This window comes from Pelagibius sp. Alg239-R121, from assembly GCF_947331435.1.
GTDB lineage: Bacteria > Pseudomonadota > Alphaproteobacteria > Kiloniellales > Kiloniellaceae > Denitrobaculum.
Map to the genome: position 1 here is coordinate 223,471 of NZ_CAMZOF010000002.1, position 15,279 is coordinate 238,749.

General features: G+C 51.2%; 16 protein-coding genes and 1 pseudogene. 4 read left to right on the forward strand and 13 right to left on the reverse strand.

What is annotated here, in order from left to right; genetic code table 11:
* Positions 1-568: 568 nt before the first annotated feature.
* Positions 569-1,102, reverse strand: a complete 534-nt coding sequence (locus QMZ18_RS08245) for a PEP-CTERM sorting domain-containing protein (RefSeq protein ID WP_282605803.1) — start codon at positions 1,100-1,102, stop codon at positions 569-571.
* Between the two features lie 1,235 nt (positions 1,103-2,337).
* On the opposite strand from QMZ18_RS08245, the gene QMZ18_RS08250 reads away from it, so the two are divergent.
* Positions 2,338-2,856 carry a thermonuclease family protein gene (locus QMZ18_RS08250; RefSeq protein WP_282605804.1) on the forward strand — a complete coding sequence of 173 codons (519 nt, stop codon included), beginning with the start codon at positions 2,338-2,340 and terminating at the stop codon, positions 2,854-2,856.
* 473 nt (positions 2,857-3,329) lie between these two features.
* Here the strand turns inward: QMZ18_RS08250 and QMZ18_RS08255 are convergent, their stop codons facing one another.
* The 7 genes and pseudogenes from QMZ18_RS08255 to QMZ18_RS08285 all read right to left on the reverse strand — a co-directional run bounded on the left by QMZ18_RS08255 (position 3,330) and on the right by QMZ18_RS08285 (position 7,451).
* On the reverse strand, positions 3,330-4,106 hold the full coding sequence (locus QMZ18_RS08255; protein WP_282605805.1) for a PEP-CTERM sorting domain-containing protein: 777 nt from the start codon (positions 4,104-4,106) through the stop codon (positions 3,330-3,332).
* 213 nt (positions 4,107-4,319) lie between these two features.
* Positions 4,320-4,772, reverse strand: a complete 453-nt coding sequence (locus QMZ18_RS08260; protein WP_282605806.1) for a hypothetical protein — start codon at positions 4,770-4,772, stop codon at positions 4,320-4,322.
* Positions 4,773-4,934: 162 nt separating this feature from the next.
* The gene (locus QMZ18_RS08265) at positions 4,935-5,351 is read right to left on the reverse strand and encodes a DUF6756 family protein (protein ID WP_282605807.1); all 417 of its coding nucleotides are present in this window, start codon (positions 5,349-5,351) and stop codon (positions 4,935-4,937) included.
* A gap of 283 nt (positions 5,352-5,634) precedes the next feature.
* Entirely contained in the window at positions 5,635-6,099 is a 465-nt protein-coding gene (locus QMZ18_RS08270) for a hypothetical protein (RefSeq protein ID WP_282605808.1), read from the reverse strand.
* A 142-nt stretch (positions 6,100-6,241) separates the two neighbouring features.
* A pseudogene (locus QMZ18_RS08275) lies at positions 6,242-6,355 on the reverse strand (transposase domain-containing protein); the annotation flags it as partial.
* A 171-nt stretch (positions 6,356-6,526) separates the two neighbouring features.
* The gene (locus QMZ18_RS08280; RefSeq protein ID WP_282605809.1) at positions 6,527-7,117 is read right to left on the reverse strand and encodes a hypothetical protein; all 591 of its coding nucleotides are present in this window, start codon (positions 7,115-7,117) and stop codon (positions 6,527-6,529) included.
* 211 nt (positions 7,118-7,328) lie between these two features.
* On the reverse strand, positions 7,329-7,451 hold the full coding sequence (locus QMZ18_RS08285; RefSeq protein ID WP_282605810.1) for a hypothetical protein: 123 nt from the start codon (positions 7,449-7,451) through the stop codon (positions 7,329-7,331).
* Positions 7,452-8,040: 589 nt separating this feature from the next.
* On the opposite strand from QMZ18_RS08285, the gene QMZ18_RS08290 reads away from it, so the two are divergent.
* Both QMZ18_RS08290 and QMZ18_RS08295 read left to right on the forward strand, forming a co-directional pair.
* Positions 8,041-8,367 (forward strand): c-type cytochrome, encoded by a 327-nt coding sequence (locus tag QMZ18_RS08290; protein WP_282605811.1) that lies wholly within the window; start codon positions 8,041-8,043, stop codon positions 8,365-8,367.
* 10 nt (positions 8,368-8,377) lie between these two features.
* A complete protein-coding gene (locus QMZ18_RS08295; protein ID WP_282605812.1) occupies positions 8,378-9,703 on the forward strand; it encodes a sorbosone dehydrogenase family protein in 1,326 nt (441 codons plus the stop codon).
* Between the two features lie 214 nt (positions 9,704-9,917).
* Here the strand turns inward: QMZ18_RS08295 and QMZ18_RS08300 are convergent, their stop codons facing one another.
* The 4 genes from QMZ18_RS08300 to QMZ18_RS08315 all read right to left on the reverse strand — a co-directional run bounded on the left by QMZ18_RS08300 (position 9,918) and on the right by QMZ18_RS08315 (position 13,056).
* Positions 9,918-10,598, reverse strand: a complete 681-nt coding sequence (locus tag QMZ18_RS08300) for a surface-adhesin E family protein (RefSeq protein ID WP_282605813.1) — start codon at positions 10,596-10,598, stop codon at positions 9,918-9,920.
* Between the two features lie 154 nt (positions 10,599-10,752).
* The gene (locus tag QMZ18_RS08305; RefSeq protein ID WP_282605814.1) at positions 10,753-11,541 is read right to left on the reverse strand and encodes a hypothetical protein; all 789 of its coding nucleotides are present in this window, start codon (positions 11,539-11,541) and stop codon (positions 10,753-10,755) included.
* 301 nt (positions 11,542-11,842) lie between these two features.
* Positions 11,843-12,199 carry a hypothetical protein gene (locus tag QMZ18_RS08310; RefSeq protein ID WP_282605815.1) on the reverse strand — a complete coding sequence of 119 codons (357 nt, stop codon included), beginning with the start codon at positions 12,197-12,199 and terminating at the stop codon, positions 11,843-11,845.
* 149 nt (positions 12,200-12,348) lie between these two features.
* Entirely contained in the window at positions 12,349-13,056 is a 708-nt protein-coding gene (locus tag QMZ18_RS08315) for a DUF2306 domain-containing protein (RefSeq protein WP_282605816.1), read from the reverse strand.
* A 215-nt stretch (positions 13,057-13,271) separates the two neighbouring features.
* Between QMZ18_RS08315 and QMZ18_RS08320 the strand changes: the two genes are divergently transcribed.
* Complete coding sequence (locus tag QMZ18_RS08320; RefSeq protein WP_282605817.1) at positions 13,272-14,174, forward strand: LysR family transcriptional regulator; 903 nt, start codon at positions 13,272-13,274, stop codon at positions 14,172-14,174.
* A 204-nt stretch (positions 14,175-14,378) separates the two neighbouring features.
* Here the strand turns inward: QMZ18_RS08320 and QMZ18_RS08325 are convergent, their stop codons facing one another.
* Positions 14,379-15,266 carry a LysR substrate-binding domain-containing protein gene (locus tag QMZ18_RS08325; RefSeq protein ID WP_282605818.1) on the reverse strand — a complete coding sequence of 296 codons (888 nt, stop codon included), beginning with the start codon at positions 15,264-15,266 and terminating at the stop codon, positions 14,379-14,381.
* Between the last annotated feature and the right edge of the window lie 13 nt (positions 15,267-15,279).

Here is a 15,279-nt window from a genome sequence, read left to right on the forward strand (position 1 = left end):
GCGGCAAAAAGTACCAAAAACCCCAGCGTTTCTGCGGGTTGTGGCGTGTGGCGGCAAGGATTCGGGGATTTGGTGGAATTTGGGCCGGACATTGAGGCCACAGACCAGGACGGGAACGTCTACCGCTATAACCCGCTGGCGCAAGATCCGGAACCGGCACGACGACCGGAATAACGGATCACAGCCAGCAGCACAGCCGCCCTCCGGAGCGGTTTCTTGTTAGCGAGGACCATCATTGGATTGAAGGGTTGAAGCGCTTGCTCACCTGACCTGCTCCCCGATGTTCCCTCATTCATAACGAGAGTCTGCGGGTTTGGTTTTCATGTTCTTCGTCGTGGGTTTGGGCAAGCGCGCCGGGCACGGTGCCCTCAAATTGCTCAAGCGTTCGGCGCGCGTCATCGCAAACCAGCACGATGCAAATGGTGTATCACGCGAGATCAGGAATCGGCTGAGCAGCCGGGAGCCTTTCTCGCGCATCGGACGGACAGAACCGCTTACGGAGAAAACGCCATAGCAAAAACGGCGGCCTCAACGGACCGCCGTTCATTCAGAATACTATCTGATGGACTTAACTCGCCCGCTTGCGCCGCGCAACGGCGATTCCGGCAAGACCCAGGCCCAGCAGAGCGAGCGTGCCGGGTTCAGGAACGCTGACGCTGCTACTGTGTGGTGTCACAATTTCAATCGAAGCAAGAAGCCCCCCAACAAAGGGTTCTCCAGCAAACGACGAAAACGTCACGCTATCCTCGGTGAAACTCACACTACCGATCCCCGGGTTCGGGTTCAAAACAACATTGACGATCTCTCCGACCTCTCCAACCCAGTCCAGGTCGGTTAAAATATAGTCTACATTAGCCCTTAAAGGGCCACCTCCATCGGTAACGACAATATCAATACGTGACGCGCTTACATCCACGATGAGGCTGCCGAAATCGAATTCAACCCCGGCACCTACGGTTTCTGTTATCGGGCTACCAAAAGTGGCACCGTTAATTGTAATCTCCAGCGTCACGTCGTCGCCAATGAGAGTTGCGCTTGCGCTGTTAGTGAAGGAAAAGAACAGTGCGCTTACGATAGCCACTGCGATTTTACCGAGTTTCATAGCCGTTCCCAATGTTAGAGCTTATTGCCTCGCCTGTAACAGATGTCCTATCTGCTCAGTAGGAGCAAAATTTTGCAAACACCATGCCAACGTTGGAAATCCGCCAGTTTCCACTCAACAACCATGGGCCGCACCACGCAACTGTAAATAGCGTCGACAGAAATTCTCTCAAAAATTGTATAATTGGCAGCAGCCTGGACATAAAAATTATACTTTTAAATGCCTTAACTCACATTTTCGACTGTAAATTCCGCCGACAAAAGAGTGGCTTCAGTGTCGATCGAGATTACAGGCTTACTGCACTGACCTGCTCACCTAAATTCGTCGTGCAATTGGGTCAAGAGTGTCGGACGTGCACTCACGGGCCTTGGTCATGGCCTAGTCAACCCAAAAGGGACGCGGATGTCGGTGGGTAGCTGCGCCACCCCATGACCATTTACTTTTTCTGCGAGTTGGTTCCGCTGCATGAGTGAGCGGACGGTGGGGAAAACGCCAACCAACGAACCGGTTACCGTGGAAAAAGGTTGTTGACCTTTCCCGCCTGACGTCGAGCCTACCGTACCCAGTTTTCCCGGTTAAAGTCCGCCTTCCGATGGGTAGAAGAGCGGCTGGACGGCTTAAAACGAACAATCTTCCCCCACCACCTACGATCGTGCTTCAATATCGTCTGCGATGATAGGTAATTTCGTTGGGGAAGATAAATATGCGAGTAGTTTTGCCCTTTTACCGCCTTCGGCATGGCGTTAATCGTCTTGGGTGCGTGCGCCCAGAAACCGGCGTCGGACCAGCAGCCTGATACGGCAAGCACCGCTACAGAAACCTCCGCCAAGACTGGCACAGACTGGTTCCATGAAGAGCTGATGGCGAAAATTTTAAAGCAAAAAATTATCTCAGTTGGAATTGGGTCGAATCACAAGAAAGGCGATCCAAATCCTTATCGCGAAGGTATGCGTGGCTCTGCCCACAAAGCGCTATCGGCTTGCTTGGTTTAGGATCTGGAGAATGTATCCGTGACATATAAGCGAGCACACATGGGAGGAGGCTCGGATCAGTCCAATGCCGAATTCGTGGCCTTGAGAAACTGTCGGAATAAGAAGCGGCAATTTCAGTATGAATGTACTTGCCAGCTAATTGACAGTGACGATGAAAACGTGCTTGAGGTGCCGGCAGACTTCCTTGCGAAGTATCAGAAGAAGTTTTCGGCAAGATCAAACTGATAGAGCGAGCGCGTTAACTTGAGGGTTCTGCGAGTTATCCCCGTCCTAGTTGCTCTGCTGTTTGCCCTCCCCGCACAAGCCCAAACAGTCACCGGCCCAGCCACGGTCATTGACGGCGACACACTGGAAGTCCGCGACGAGCGGATCCGCATCATCGGCATAGACGCTTGTGAGAGCCGCCAGAAAGCCAGCCTGAATGGCCAGGAGTGGCCCTGCGGCATAATGGCGACCGCCTGGATGGTTCTCGGCAAGGTGACGCGCTGTGTGGCCAGCAAGCGGGACCGCTACAAGCGACTATTGGCTGTCTGCAGGGTGGATGGCGAGGATTTGGGCGCCGGCATCATCCGCGACGGTCTGGCTGTGGCCTACCGGTATAGGGGCAATGCGCCGAACCCGGAGTATCTGCCGATCGAGGCTGAAGCCAAAAGACGAGTAGAGGGCTGTGGGGGAGTGAGTTTAAGATGCCTTGGGAGTGGCGGAAGCGGAAGTAGCTACTTCGTCACTTTAATGCTGAATCCGGTGTCGAGGAGGGGTTAGCAGCTGAATTTCTCGTGCAGCTTCTCCAGCGTGGCAATATCAGCCTTAATGGCGTCAAGGAGTAAACGCTTTTCTTTTGGGCCTGCGTTTTCAACGCTTGGAAGACTGGCGTGGCTTCGAGTGCCGGTAAGTTCTCGATTAATCCACTCGCACTGGGATTCTCGTTGTTCAGACGTTGCATCAGTAGGCTGCCCGCGAGGCCCCGGATTTGGCTCCGAGGCGCAGCTAGACATCAACAGCCCTATCGCCAACAACAAAACTACCCGCATCCATTCCTCGCTTCCTCCAGGCAGGTTACAAGCTATGCTGCCGGCTTCCTGCCTCCCCCGCGAGAAACACTGGCACGGAATTCAATGTGGGGCAATTGGGTTGGAGAGTGGAATACAATGGTGTGTGAACTGGTAAAGGACATACCATAAGGCGAGACAGAGTGCGCCTAGTTCTTGCTATTTTCCGAAACCAACAACGAGCGTTCAAACTCCGAAGTTCTTTTTGAACCTCCGCGAAGTTGTTCCGAGCAGAACCATACAAGCAACACCAAACCCAAAGAGGATTAACGAGCCAGGTTCGGGGAGCCTTCTCAATCGCTTTGGTTGGCCTCCTTCATTATGCTCTAAGAAAACTCTCAATCTAATCGTATCGTCAGGATCGTCTAGGACATCCCGAAGAGTTCGCTTGTTCCTATCGAATGCCGACCACATCCAGTCAACATGTGGTCTCTCACCGGGTCCTGGGTGAACCCCACTTCTCGTCATAATCCCGCGATTCAAACGTGCGGCCGGTAAGTCCAGTGCGTCACCAAGATCTTCATAGGCCGGAACACTCCCTGGTACTGGATTTTGCCCTGTACCGCGCTTGCCAATTGTTAGTTCTGGCCCTTTCTCAGATTCGCCGGGATGTGGGGCGGTGATGTGTTGGCCAAAAATTTCAACTATCGAATATGAGAACGGTTTTACGTTAAATTCATCAAAAGGAGTTCGCGTTAAAAGGATTTTCGTCGTCCAAAAATTGTTAGGAGAAGTGGCAACAATTTCGAAGGTCTCAAGGTCCGAACCCGGTCCTGAAGATTCCCACTGACCGGTAACGAGATCACCTTCCAGAACAGCTTCGGCCTGAAGCGGAGTTTCTAATGTGAAAGTGTATGATATTGGAACGGCACTCGTTGGAGCTGCTCCAAGCGATAAGACGGCAAATTTCGCCGCAGCAACCATCAAAAATGTGGATCGTGAAGAGCCATTTAAGCCAAGCATTTTGTTCTCCTGTAAGAGACACGCTCAACCATTCAAATGTAAACCAACAAATAAACAACTTATGGTAACTTGTCTATGTTTATTTTCTCTCTAATGAATGAAGGTGAGCGAGCGACATATGCGCTTTTATAGCACTGATTACCTGAGGCTTAATCTGTGTCTGCTTAGCAATGCAAATGGCAGGAGTTCGCCGACCTGGGCGACTGAGCGAAGTTAGGGGTATCGCGCGTTAATCTCGCGGGCTTTGCTGTTACGCGCACTGATAAGAAGAGGCAGTCCGGACCAATCCGACAGAAGCAACGCCGAGGTTGCAGCCTGCCTGAGATGAATGCGGTCTCGGATGAAAATAGCGTGTTCTTTGCTCACAGCCTCAGAGAATTTTAGTACGCTATTGGCTCCCATATCCTCCGTCCAGTCGTCGAGCATTTCGCGTGTCATCTTAAAGTCAGGATCAGCGCCCGGACCTCTGTAACTAAGACAGCAGAACTCATCTACATCCCATGCCGCGACAATCGCGCCTTTCACTGCCTGTAGGACAATGCTGTCTTTACGTGTCACGTTATGGTTCCAAGTTGCCTTCCAGACCAAGATAGCGCTACCCATGAGCACTGCAACGACCAGCAGCAGCCATCCTGCCTTCCGAGCTGTCCCCGAATCTATTGTCACGCCGTGTCCCTCCTGGATTCCTCGCAAGGGCCGCAGAGTTGAGAGCGAGGGACGATTAGTCAATCTCGAATTGTCAATACAGATACCCAAAGAAGAATGAATAAATTCAAATCAGCCTCCCCAATCCCGCTGCGATCGTCCAGCCATAGCTCGATCGATTGCCTATAAGTCTCCAGCGATCACCAGACGATTATGATGTGTATCGAAAATGCACCAATTTTCTGTTTCATCGACTAGCAAATACTCGAAGAACCATTGCTCGCCAATTACGTAAAGGACATCGGAAAGCGGGCCTTTAAAAACCGGCCAAGGTTCTGGCTCGTCATCGGAAACGATCAGAGAGACCACGGGATTTGGCCCAGCTAATTCGATGATGGTGCCGAAAGCGCCGCTGTCACCATAGTCGATCGTTCGGGCGGCAACCGAGAGGCTCCCCCACCACCAAATGCAATCACGGTCCCTGACATATTTCTGCGCAATGCTGTCGACTAGAGCTTGAGCCTTGGCACTTTCTAGTTCTTTTACAGCGGGCAATGTTTCAACCGTGGCTCTGAGATTGGCGAGTAGCTCAGTATCCATCCTGCCATCCCATTCCCACGCAACTCCGCGAATTAAAGGTTATCTCGCAATAGCGTGCTGCCTCACTGGCCTTGAAGAGACTGATTGGCTGGTACGTGACGTGGAAAGTTGCATGGGGCATCAGCTAATCGTTGTAGCCTTTTTCAAACACGAGAACGGTGTCAATAGCAGCATGCGGATCATCGGATGATGACGCAGACCAAATGGCAATGCCAAGTTCGTAAGATGTAATGGTGTCAGGCTCGACCTCATCTGAAGTATGCGACAAATCCCATGACTCCGATCACGAACTAGCGAGCCCATTCAAGAGTTCAACCATATCTGCCTTAAACTTCGCGACATCAAAGTTTTTAACTTTCTTTGGCAGTTTATCAAAATTTGATAGTCCCTCAATCAGCTCGGCCGCGATTAAACTTAGGGATTGTATATCAGATGATTGAACAAACAGTTCGTAGCTGGCTTCGTCGAATTTTACGCTATAGCTAAAGTGATTATGTATATCTTCGACGGGTTCGCCCATAATAGTTTCGACCTTCCGCCTGGAACTATACTGTGGTTTCCTTTTTTCTGAGAACTTTTCGAATCCAGGCTGATCCCTTTCACATATAAATCCGATCGTAATGTTCTTTATGTCAGGTCCGTAATCCCTGTCTTTGAAATAATTCTTCAGACAACTCTCCGCCTTTACAATCAAGCGCACTTTGCTTTCGGCTTCTATATCCGAATATATCCCAATCCCCACGTCCATAACTTATTCACCTGAAAATTTTAATTCCTGGAGGCAACATCTGATTTCTAAGTGCATATCCATAAATCTTATATTTTTCGTGAGCGTTCGGCGCGGACGCTCTATTGAATTGTGCGCATAGAGTTTAGGCTGTCGTTCGCGCTTAATGCCACGGCAGGAGTTCGTCGATCCTGTTGATCTTACGATCTGCGATGCGGCTGAGAACGTCAGTGAACCAGGCCTCTGGATCGACACCGTTGAGGTTCGCGGTTTCGATCTGACTATCGACATTGACAGATCTAAGTACTCTCTCCCCGATCCCGCTGCGCCCATCCAGCCAGAACTCGATCGCCTTCAGACCGTAGCCGCGGAGAAGCTTGTCGTACTTCAGGGAAGCCGATATGCTGCATGGCCTCCAATTGATAGGGATGCTACTTCATATTCATTGCTACCAGATATCCTTGTAGACCCAAACGTTGTCAAAGACCTTTCGGCAAAGATGGCTTGGAATGTAGTCGCGAGGGCATTTATCCGTTTCAACCACCGCATAGCCCCAGTGCTTGGATAAGGCGCCACCGTAATAGATTTCAACCGAGTCTTCTGAAACGTTGATCCTTGGAGGATATTCACTCAAAGAAAGCTCCTGAGAAAACCTCTCCCTAAGTGCTGCAACACTCGCTGTCTTGCGAGATTCTTCTGCCATTTCCAAAAGCCGGTCGCGATCCAACTTCGAGTAAACCGCTTCATGCATGCCGTCCAGAAAAGTGGGGAATGGAAAATAGAAAACGCCCACGACCAAGGCAATAATAAGGCTCTGTCGCCCCAATATACGCAGTGTTGGTTTTGTCTTTTTGACGAACAATAATAAACTCAGGAAATATACAACGAACAGGATCGATGAAAGCAAAATAATTGGCACAACTATAATTGGATAGAACCAGGAGTTTGCGAAGCTGAGGCCTTCGAAATAGGCTCCCACCCGTATCACCACCGCGCATACAAGGGCGATTAGCCCAGAGATCATGGCGACCTTATTCATGAACGGTTTGTCCATCAGACAATACTTAATCCGACATATCCCAGATAAAGTTTTTCAAGCATTGAGGATGGCATGGTCAGCCCCCTTTCTCCACGCTTGATGCTCAACTTCACAACCTCTCCTTAAACCGCACGTCAGCATCACCGCCGTTCTCCGCGATGAACTAGATGCCAGCTGCTCGCGTTCGTCCTTGACCATCAACCATCCCGGATCACATAACCGTCCAAGGCATCTGCACATCGAAGGCGATCGCCAGCAACATGCCCATGCTTAGGATCACCAGGGCTGTAAACACCGTGTCCCGCCAGAAGTAGTGCTTACGTCGTTTGCTCATGAATCGGCCCTCTGTTCACCGTTCGCGCTTCGCTATCCGCACATCTACAAGTACAGATTGTAGCATCTCGGTGATTCCGATACCAAGGCCGTCCGGAGATAACTGTTCATTGCGGCAAGAGGCAACTTCGGCGAATGGCCTAAAGCAGACTTTCGCTTCTGGGGCATCAAAAGTCGGCAGTGCGGACGAAGCGGGCATCGACCTCGAGGGCTCTAATGTCCGCTTTTGCCCCCAAGCGGTCATGCGGTTGCAGCGGCCCGACTTCGGCTATGCGCTAACTTCCGGACATTATGGGGCGCCGACGCCCATGTCCGTTTCTGAATGCAGAACAGACAAATGTTGGGAAGGCAGGACTTCGGGGAGGAGCCAAGAGTAGAAGAATTCATATAACTTCGACGCTCGCATCAATTAACACCAACGACTGAGTGAAACTATTTGGGACCAAAGTACAAACGTGAGGCGCCTTGACTCAATTGCCTGATTCTTTCACCCTGTAAGGCTTGCTGGTCCGCTTCGGTGGGAAATGCGCTGAGTTTTTCTTCCTCTATTTCAAACTCTTACAACAGTTACTAATTTTTAGGAGCGCCTCTTGTTGAGATTTTCCGGCACACTATTGGTTTTAACAGCGTTAATCTCTCCTCAAACTGCGTACAGTGCTGACAAGGCATTGGGGGAAACCAGATATAAGGAATCTTGTATTAACTGCCACGGACCAGCCGGAAAAGGCGTAGCCAGTTATCCAAAAGTTTCTGGCAAAGAGATTTCATATACGACTGCCAAATTAGAGGCCTACAGAAAAGGCATAGAACAAGGCTCAAACTCGTTCCTCATGATTCCGATGGCCAAGCCATTGACTGATGAGGAAATTGCAAATTTGGCGGCGTATTTGAAAGATGCGAAGTACGTTGTTGAATAGGGAGCGAAAAATGAAAAAAATATCTAGTAGTTTTTTATCGGGAGTCATGGCGTCTGCTTTGATTTTCGGCGTGCCTTTGGCTGCTCAGGCCGACGGTCACGAAGGCGCCATGGACGTACCCAAGATCAAAGCTGAGGTTGTGTTGAAAGGACTGGAGAATCCTTGGGACATGGCTTTCTTGCCGGACGGCACCATGTTCTTCACTGAAAAATGCAAAGGTCTCTCGGTAAGAACCACTGATGGAACCGTAAATGCATTGTATGGAGTGAAGGGTTCCACGGGCTACGCCGATGTCGGCGATGACCTTTTTTGTGAAGCACAAGCAGGTGTGCTTGGCGTGGTTCCGGACAGGCATTTCGCGAAGAACCGCATCCTTTACCTCTACTCATCTTCGATGAAGTATCGCGGCGATGGCTGCAAAACCAACTTTGAAAAATGCGACGGCAACATTGTCATGAGGTTCAAGGTCAGCGATGACCTCAAGAGCGTCTCTGACCGGACGGATATCGTAACTGATATTCAGTATAAACCCTTCAAGTCCAATCAGCCTTTTGGTGATCCGGGCGCTCACAATGGCGGCAGACTCCGCGTTGGGCCTGGAGGCTATCTTTGGGTAGCTGGTGGCGACCGTCACAGAGGAGTTTGTCCTCAGGATGGACAGCTACTGTGTGGTAAGGTTCTGCGGATCGATATGGACGGGAATGCTCACCCGGACAACAATCCTCCCGAAGGCTTTGACAAGCGCATTTACACCTATGGTCACAGAAACGTTCAGGGCATAGATTTCCGCCCAAGCGACGGCAAAGCCTTCACGGCTGAACATGGCCCGTGGCATAACGATGAAATCACTGCTCTTGTTAATGGCGGCAATGCCGGTTGGGACCCCGCGCAGAACAGAGGCGGCAGAGGTGAGTGCCCGGACGAATACTGCGGCTACGAGCCAAATCAGAAAGAGGGAATGGATCCCGCGGTGCGTGCTGCGTACACCCCGATGAGCGACACACGCTTCAAAGACTTGATGCCGGCTTCATGGAACAATAATGGCTTCTCCCAAGGAACCGGCTCTGCCGCTTTCCTCAAAGGCGGCAACTGGGGTATCTACGAGGGCCGCTTGGCGGTCGGCATCATGGGTATCGGTTTTGGTGGCACACCACCAGGCTCGAGAATTGACATGATCAGCATGACTCCTGATGGCTTGGGCATCAATGGCATCACGCGGATGCCTCTCGGCTTCTCGAAGAGATTTCGTGGTCTGGTCATGGGGCCGGATAACGCGCTTTACGTTTCTGTTGATGCAGGCGAAATCTACAGAGTGACAGCGGAAAGCATGAAGTAATTCTGCAAAATGAGCACCCGCGTCACAGAAGTGGCGCGGGTGTTTTTTCGAGCAAGTTTCGTGCGAAACCTCGGTGTTGAAGGCTCAGCTGCTAGAGCAAAATGCGTCTAATCGGCCTCGAAATTCATTGCCTCTCGATCAGCAACCTGCTGATCTCGAACACAAATTTTGAGATGATACGATTCAATAAAACCGCATTTCGCTATAAAACATTTTATTGATCGCACAAGATTTCTGAAAGGCGCTCCGTCGCGGAGTCCGTCGGTATTTGACGCTTTGGCTTTTCCGTCATGTCAGTGTTCATCGCAGGACTTTTCCAGTGCTTATCTGAGAAAAAAGTATTCTGCAATATTCTCTCCGTACGCTCAGAGCAGTCGATTTCCAATAGGCTTTGATAACTCGAGGCCCCCATGACGGACGTTTTGTAACGGACCCTACTCCAAGCTCTATGTAAATTTTCGATCCTTTTCACGCGTGAAGTATCAAAAAAATAGACATCGCCATTCAATTCCTGGGAGTACATGCGCCACGCGCCTTCTCCATCGCCAGTAGCCGAAGCTTCACTCGCCACGATGGCTGTTAGCGCAAAGTAGATCAAAAACGCTGTTGTCTTATTTCGGATCATCACGAAGAAACTTCGAAAAGTCTTGGTTAGGTGGGCGCCAAAAAATTTGTGGTGTTTCAACAGCACGAAGTTGCATGCCGTCGGGTACAACATCCCATCGAACAAGGTCCAAATTGCGAGCCGCAAGCTTCTCGAACCTGTGCCCCACCTTCTCCGATCAAGGCATTCTGCAATAGGAAAGGGCTTCGGTAACGCCGGCCTGTGTCTGAAAACTTGATCCAGTTCCTTGTTTATAATCTGCTCAAGGGACTGCCATTGTAAAGCTTCCATCCTGTGCACCACACAGCGGTACGGTATAAGGGATTAGCGGTTTCATGTTGAGTGTCTACGGCTGTGCGGACGTTCCTGCCGTTAGTTCATTGGCAACTTTGCGGAAATCAGCTGCCCGTCCCGCCCGGTCCGAGACAGATTGCGCCGATGGCCTCTATCTGCCCTCCCGAGCGATAGCAGTATCCGCTTCCACCACCGGATCATTGAAGGTCCAACGTGGAACGGTGCGTAGACGGCCGAGGTCGGCAAAGGCATCTGAAAATTCAGCATCCTCTGGGAGTTCTTTCCGAAGTGCGCCCTCGAACTCCTTTCCAAACCCTTCAAATCCGTTGGGATCTAGCTCGCACAGGTGAATCTGGTTCCATTCAATCTTCAGCTCTGGCGCATGATAGAGGACTGCTGCCGTCTCCATCGCTCTGAACGTCCCGAACCTGTTTTCCCGCACAAGTTTTGTGGCGGCAGGTCCACAATACTCTCGCATGGCATCTCTGTATTCACCGAGATATTCCGGCTGTACCTGGAGAAATTCCAGTGATGCCCGACGGTCAGGTCGTCCGCCTGAGCCCTGCCAGTCGCACGGCAGAATGAATGACGAGGGAGTGGTAAGAAGAAGCTCAGCGCGCAACAGGTCTATCCCCTCTGATTGCGGACCAACGACAAGTTCGAAAATCGCGTTGGTTGGTACTATGTCGCGAAAGTAGCTCAGTTCAAGATGACTCCACACCTGCGCGTCCGACGTGCTTTGAAAGACCGTGCGGTGCCGGTACAGCGCACGTCCAAGGCATGTTTCGCCGAAGTTTGCGAAATTGGCGGCGCTGTCTTTCAACAGGGATTCCGCAGCGGAGGCAGGTGCCTGTATCGTCCGGGCAAGCACCACGAGCCGGTCTTCGGGTTCGATCAGGGCCAAAGGCACGTCGTCAGAAAAATGGTCATTCTCATCCATTTGATCTCTTTCTGAATGTGTTTGGGTCCACGGCAAGTCGAAAGCTATCTCAGGGACAGCTTTCGAAATGCTAGATCAAACAATTTGTCCTCACGTTACGCATTGGAACCGGCAGAAGTCCACATTCCGCATTTAAAGACGAGCAGAATCACCGGACGTTCGCTGCACCCTGACGAATGAGCAGAATGAGCTCAGAGCGTAAGTTCGTTGCACCTTGAACCAATGACGGCAGTGCGGACTAAGCAGAGAACTGGATCAACCTGATCCCTGTCCGCTAATGACCCTAAGCGGAAGTGGGTCGCTATAGATTCTGTGCAACAATATTTGCCGCCAGGTCCTGAAGGTCACGGCGCAGATTAGCTTCCTCGTCTTCTAAGAACTTTTCCTTTGAGACCATGTTGCCCGTCATCGTTATCGCTAAGTCAGTCATCGAAACAACGTAAACATCCTCCTGTGGCTTGCAGGCTGTAACGATGATCTCAGTCGCATTCTCGACCTCAATCTCGTCGCCACGGCCGTTCGCTGATAAGATTTCTACCTGATTGTGGACACAGACTTTGTATTGTTCGTTTTCAGCGCCTGCCTTGGTAAGCGCTTGTCCCAGACCGCAGCCAGTCACAAGAGACAAGGGCAGAACGGCTGCAATTTTCCATATCATGAAAGGTTTTCCTTTCTACAGAAGAGAGCCCTAATAGGCGTACGGGGATTGAAAGTTTGGGTATCGACGGAGGGATGTCCTGCCGCGCCGAGCCCGGCGCCATCTATGTCGACCACTTAAAGAAATCTGCTAATGCGTCGGTGTCTCTTCTAGGCTTCTGTTCGATGCCGGATCATCGATATCTGCGATCTGGTTTCGGAAAGAGATCGGTTTGAGGCGTGTGGTTTCGCGAAAAACAGACGGATCAACGCTTCCGCCGCCAATAGGTTGAGAACCCAACAAAAAACCATAAAGCAGTCTCTTAAAAATCCCGCGGGCTCGAAACCAAATATGGCGATCCACGTCACCCCAAGTAACGCTTGCGTTGAGGCGCCCTGACCGATGGCATAGGCCCTAATCATCGAAACAGCGTGAGTTCTATAACGACCCGTCCTGACAGCAATAACGGCCCATCCCAGCAGTCCCAACATTGCGATACTAAGAACAATGCGCGTAGAAAACAGGAGGCTGCCCTGCAGGGCCTCGGGGAAGGCAAAACTCATTGTCATCCACAATCCACTGCTTGCCGACAACAATCCGCCAACTACCGTAATGCGACCAATTACGCGATGCAGTATCGGTCGGCGGCGGCGCATACTTGGCAGAAACTGTAACGCGCCTGCGATGCAGAACAGGAAACTGCCTGAGACATGGATAATAATTGACCAGGGATCAGAGAGGGCGCGTGGATTTCCGGGCAGCACAGAAGGGCCGCCCACAAGTTCAGCAAACCGAAGCAAGCCCCCGAATGCGGGGACTGACGAGAACAGAACAATCAGACAGAGTGTGGTCCATTCGCGTGCTGTCAAAACACTCATTTTGCGCCCTCTAACTTGACCCTAGTTCGAAATCAATCTTCGTTGGTAGCGGCATGTCATCATCGGGCTGACCTACTCGATTGGCGCCTGTTGACCCCCTAATATCAAATGGTTAGCGCGTATTCGGCGGCATTCGCTGAGGAGATGAGAGTTTTTATATATTCAAAACCAAATAAGTAATTGCCTAAATTCACATATCTGATATTCATTTTTGAATGAGAAGCCGAAACTCCGCATTCGATTGGTCGCAAGCGCAAGCCTTTCTTGCCACCGCTGAGACGGGATCGTTTTCCGGCGCCGCAGAACGTCTGGGATTGTCTCAACCGACCGTGGGACGGCATGTCGCTGCCCTCGAGAGCGATCTCGGTCTGTTGCTATTCGATCGAGTCGGGAAATCCCTCACGATAAATGACAAGGGTCTTGCTCTGCTAACGCATGTGAAAGCGATGAAGGAAGCGGCGGACCTGGTTAGTCTATCGGCATTGGGGCAGGATCAGAGAGTTGCAGGTCCTGTCAGCGTCACCGCAAGTGATGCTTTTTGTGCCTACCTGTTACCACCAATCATCGAGCGCATACGGCTTGCCTATCCCGAGATACAAGTGGAGATCGTGTCATCCAACGACGTGCAAGACTTGAGGCGGCGCGAGGCGGATATAGCAATTCGCAACGTCCAGCCCAAACACCCTGACCTCTATGCCAAGCGTGTACGGACCACAAAAGCCTATCTCTACGGAGCAAGCTCCTATCTCGACGTAATAGGCCGTCCGGCAACACTTGAGGATATTAGCGACCGAACGACCTTTATTGGAGATGCCACTGGGCGTGTCTTTCAGATGTTGAGCGCGATGAACGGTGCCATAACGTCAAAGCAATTCAGCATCATTAGTAACAGTGGGGTGGCATTGTGGGAGTTGGTCAAACGAGGGCAAGGTCTCGCCGTTATGTTCGAAGATCTCGCGGAAATCACACCTGAGGTCGAGGCTGTTCTGCAAAACGAAGTCTTTGCCGATGTTCCGGTCTGGCTTGTCACTCATGGGGAGCTCAAAACCAGTGCCAGGATACGCGCTATCTTCGATATCTTATCAGAGGAGCTTACCGCCACGACATTAGACGGATAGCTGCAACGAGTGTGGTACTTTGTCCGCTTATGGCTGACAATCGACACTAGGTAGCCTTTTTAAAAACGTCTGAAAAGGGCTCAGGGTCGAAGTTCGTTGCACCTTGAACCAATGACGGCTGTGCGGACAAAGTTGCCATTTGGCGGCTTTACTCCAATGGCAACTGTAGGCACGAAGCTATGACTTCAGTTCTCAAGCCCTGCGTCAGGTTGAACGTGCAATTTTTGTTACTCCGCGTAAGTTGCTCGCGAACATACTGAGTATGATTGCGGTTACGTGTGCAATGTTGGGTGCGTCTTCATTTGAACGGTGCAAAGAGATTGCGACATCCGACAAAGCCGGTAACCCAACCCGCCCGTCTACTATTCGCAGAGTGTCGGGGATGCACGATGCTTCCATCACACCCAACATGGGGCTGCTGATTAGCGCATTTTCAATCAACCCGACACTCCGGGTCGAATAGGCCACACGCCATTCTCTGTCTATCTGCTTCAAGGCATCCAGTGCGATTTCCCGACTTACACAATTCGGGGGCCACAAAGCCAGTGACAGCACCGCATCAGGGTCATTGATGTAGCCCGGCGATGCAACCCAGTGAAGCGGTTCGTAACACATTACCTGTCCTGAAACCGCGTTGGGTGTGTGAACAGCAATGGCGATATCTAAATCTCCACTGTCAAGCATCCGCAGCAGATCAGGCGTATTTTCACAGACAACCTGGATGTGAAGCTGTGGGTGTTCCGCCTCGATTGTGGACAATATCCTTGGTAACACCAAGGTCGCGTAGTCGTCCGGAGCCCCAATGCGAACGCGCCCCTTGGCTTCAGGGCGTCGAATTTGAGAGAGCGCGGCATCGTTCGCCAAAAGAATACGGTTCGCATAAACCTGCAAAGCCTCACCTGTCGGAGTGATCGAAACGGATTGTCGGTTTCTGTCAAACAGTGGCCGGCCGACAATCTCTTCCAGGCGTTTGATCTGTAAGCTTACAGCGGATTGCGTCCGCGAAACCGACTGAGCCGCTTTCGTAAAGTTCAAGTGGGCTGCAACAGCCACAAACGACCTCAGTAAATCAATCTCCAGATCACGCGTCATCACTCGTTATTTC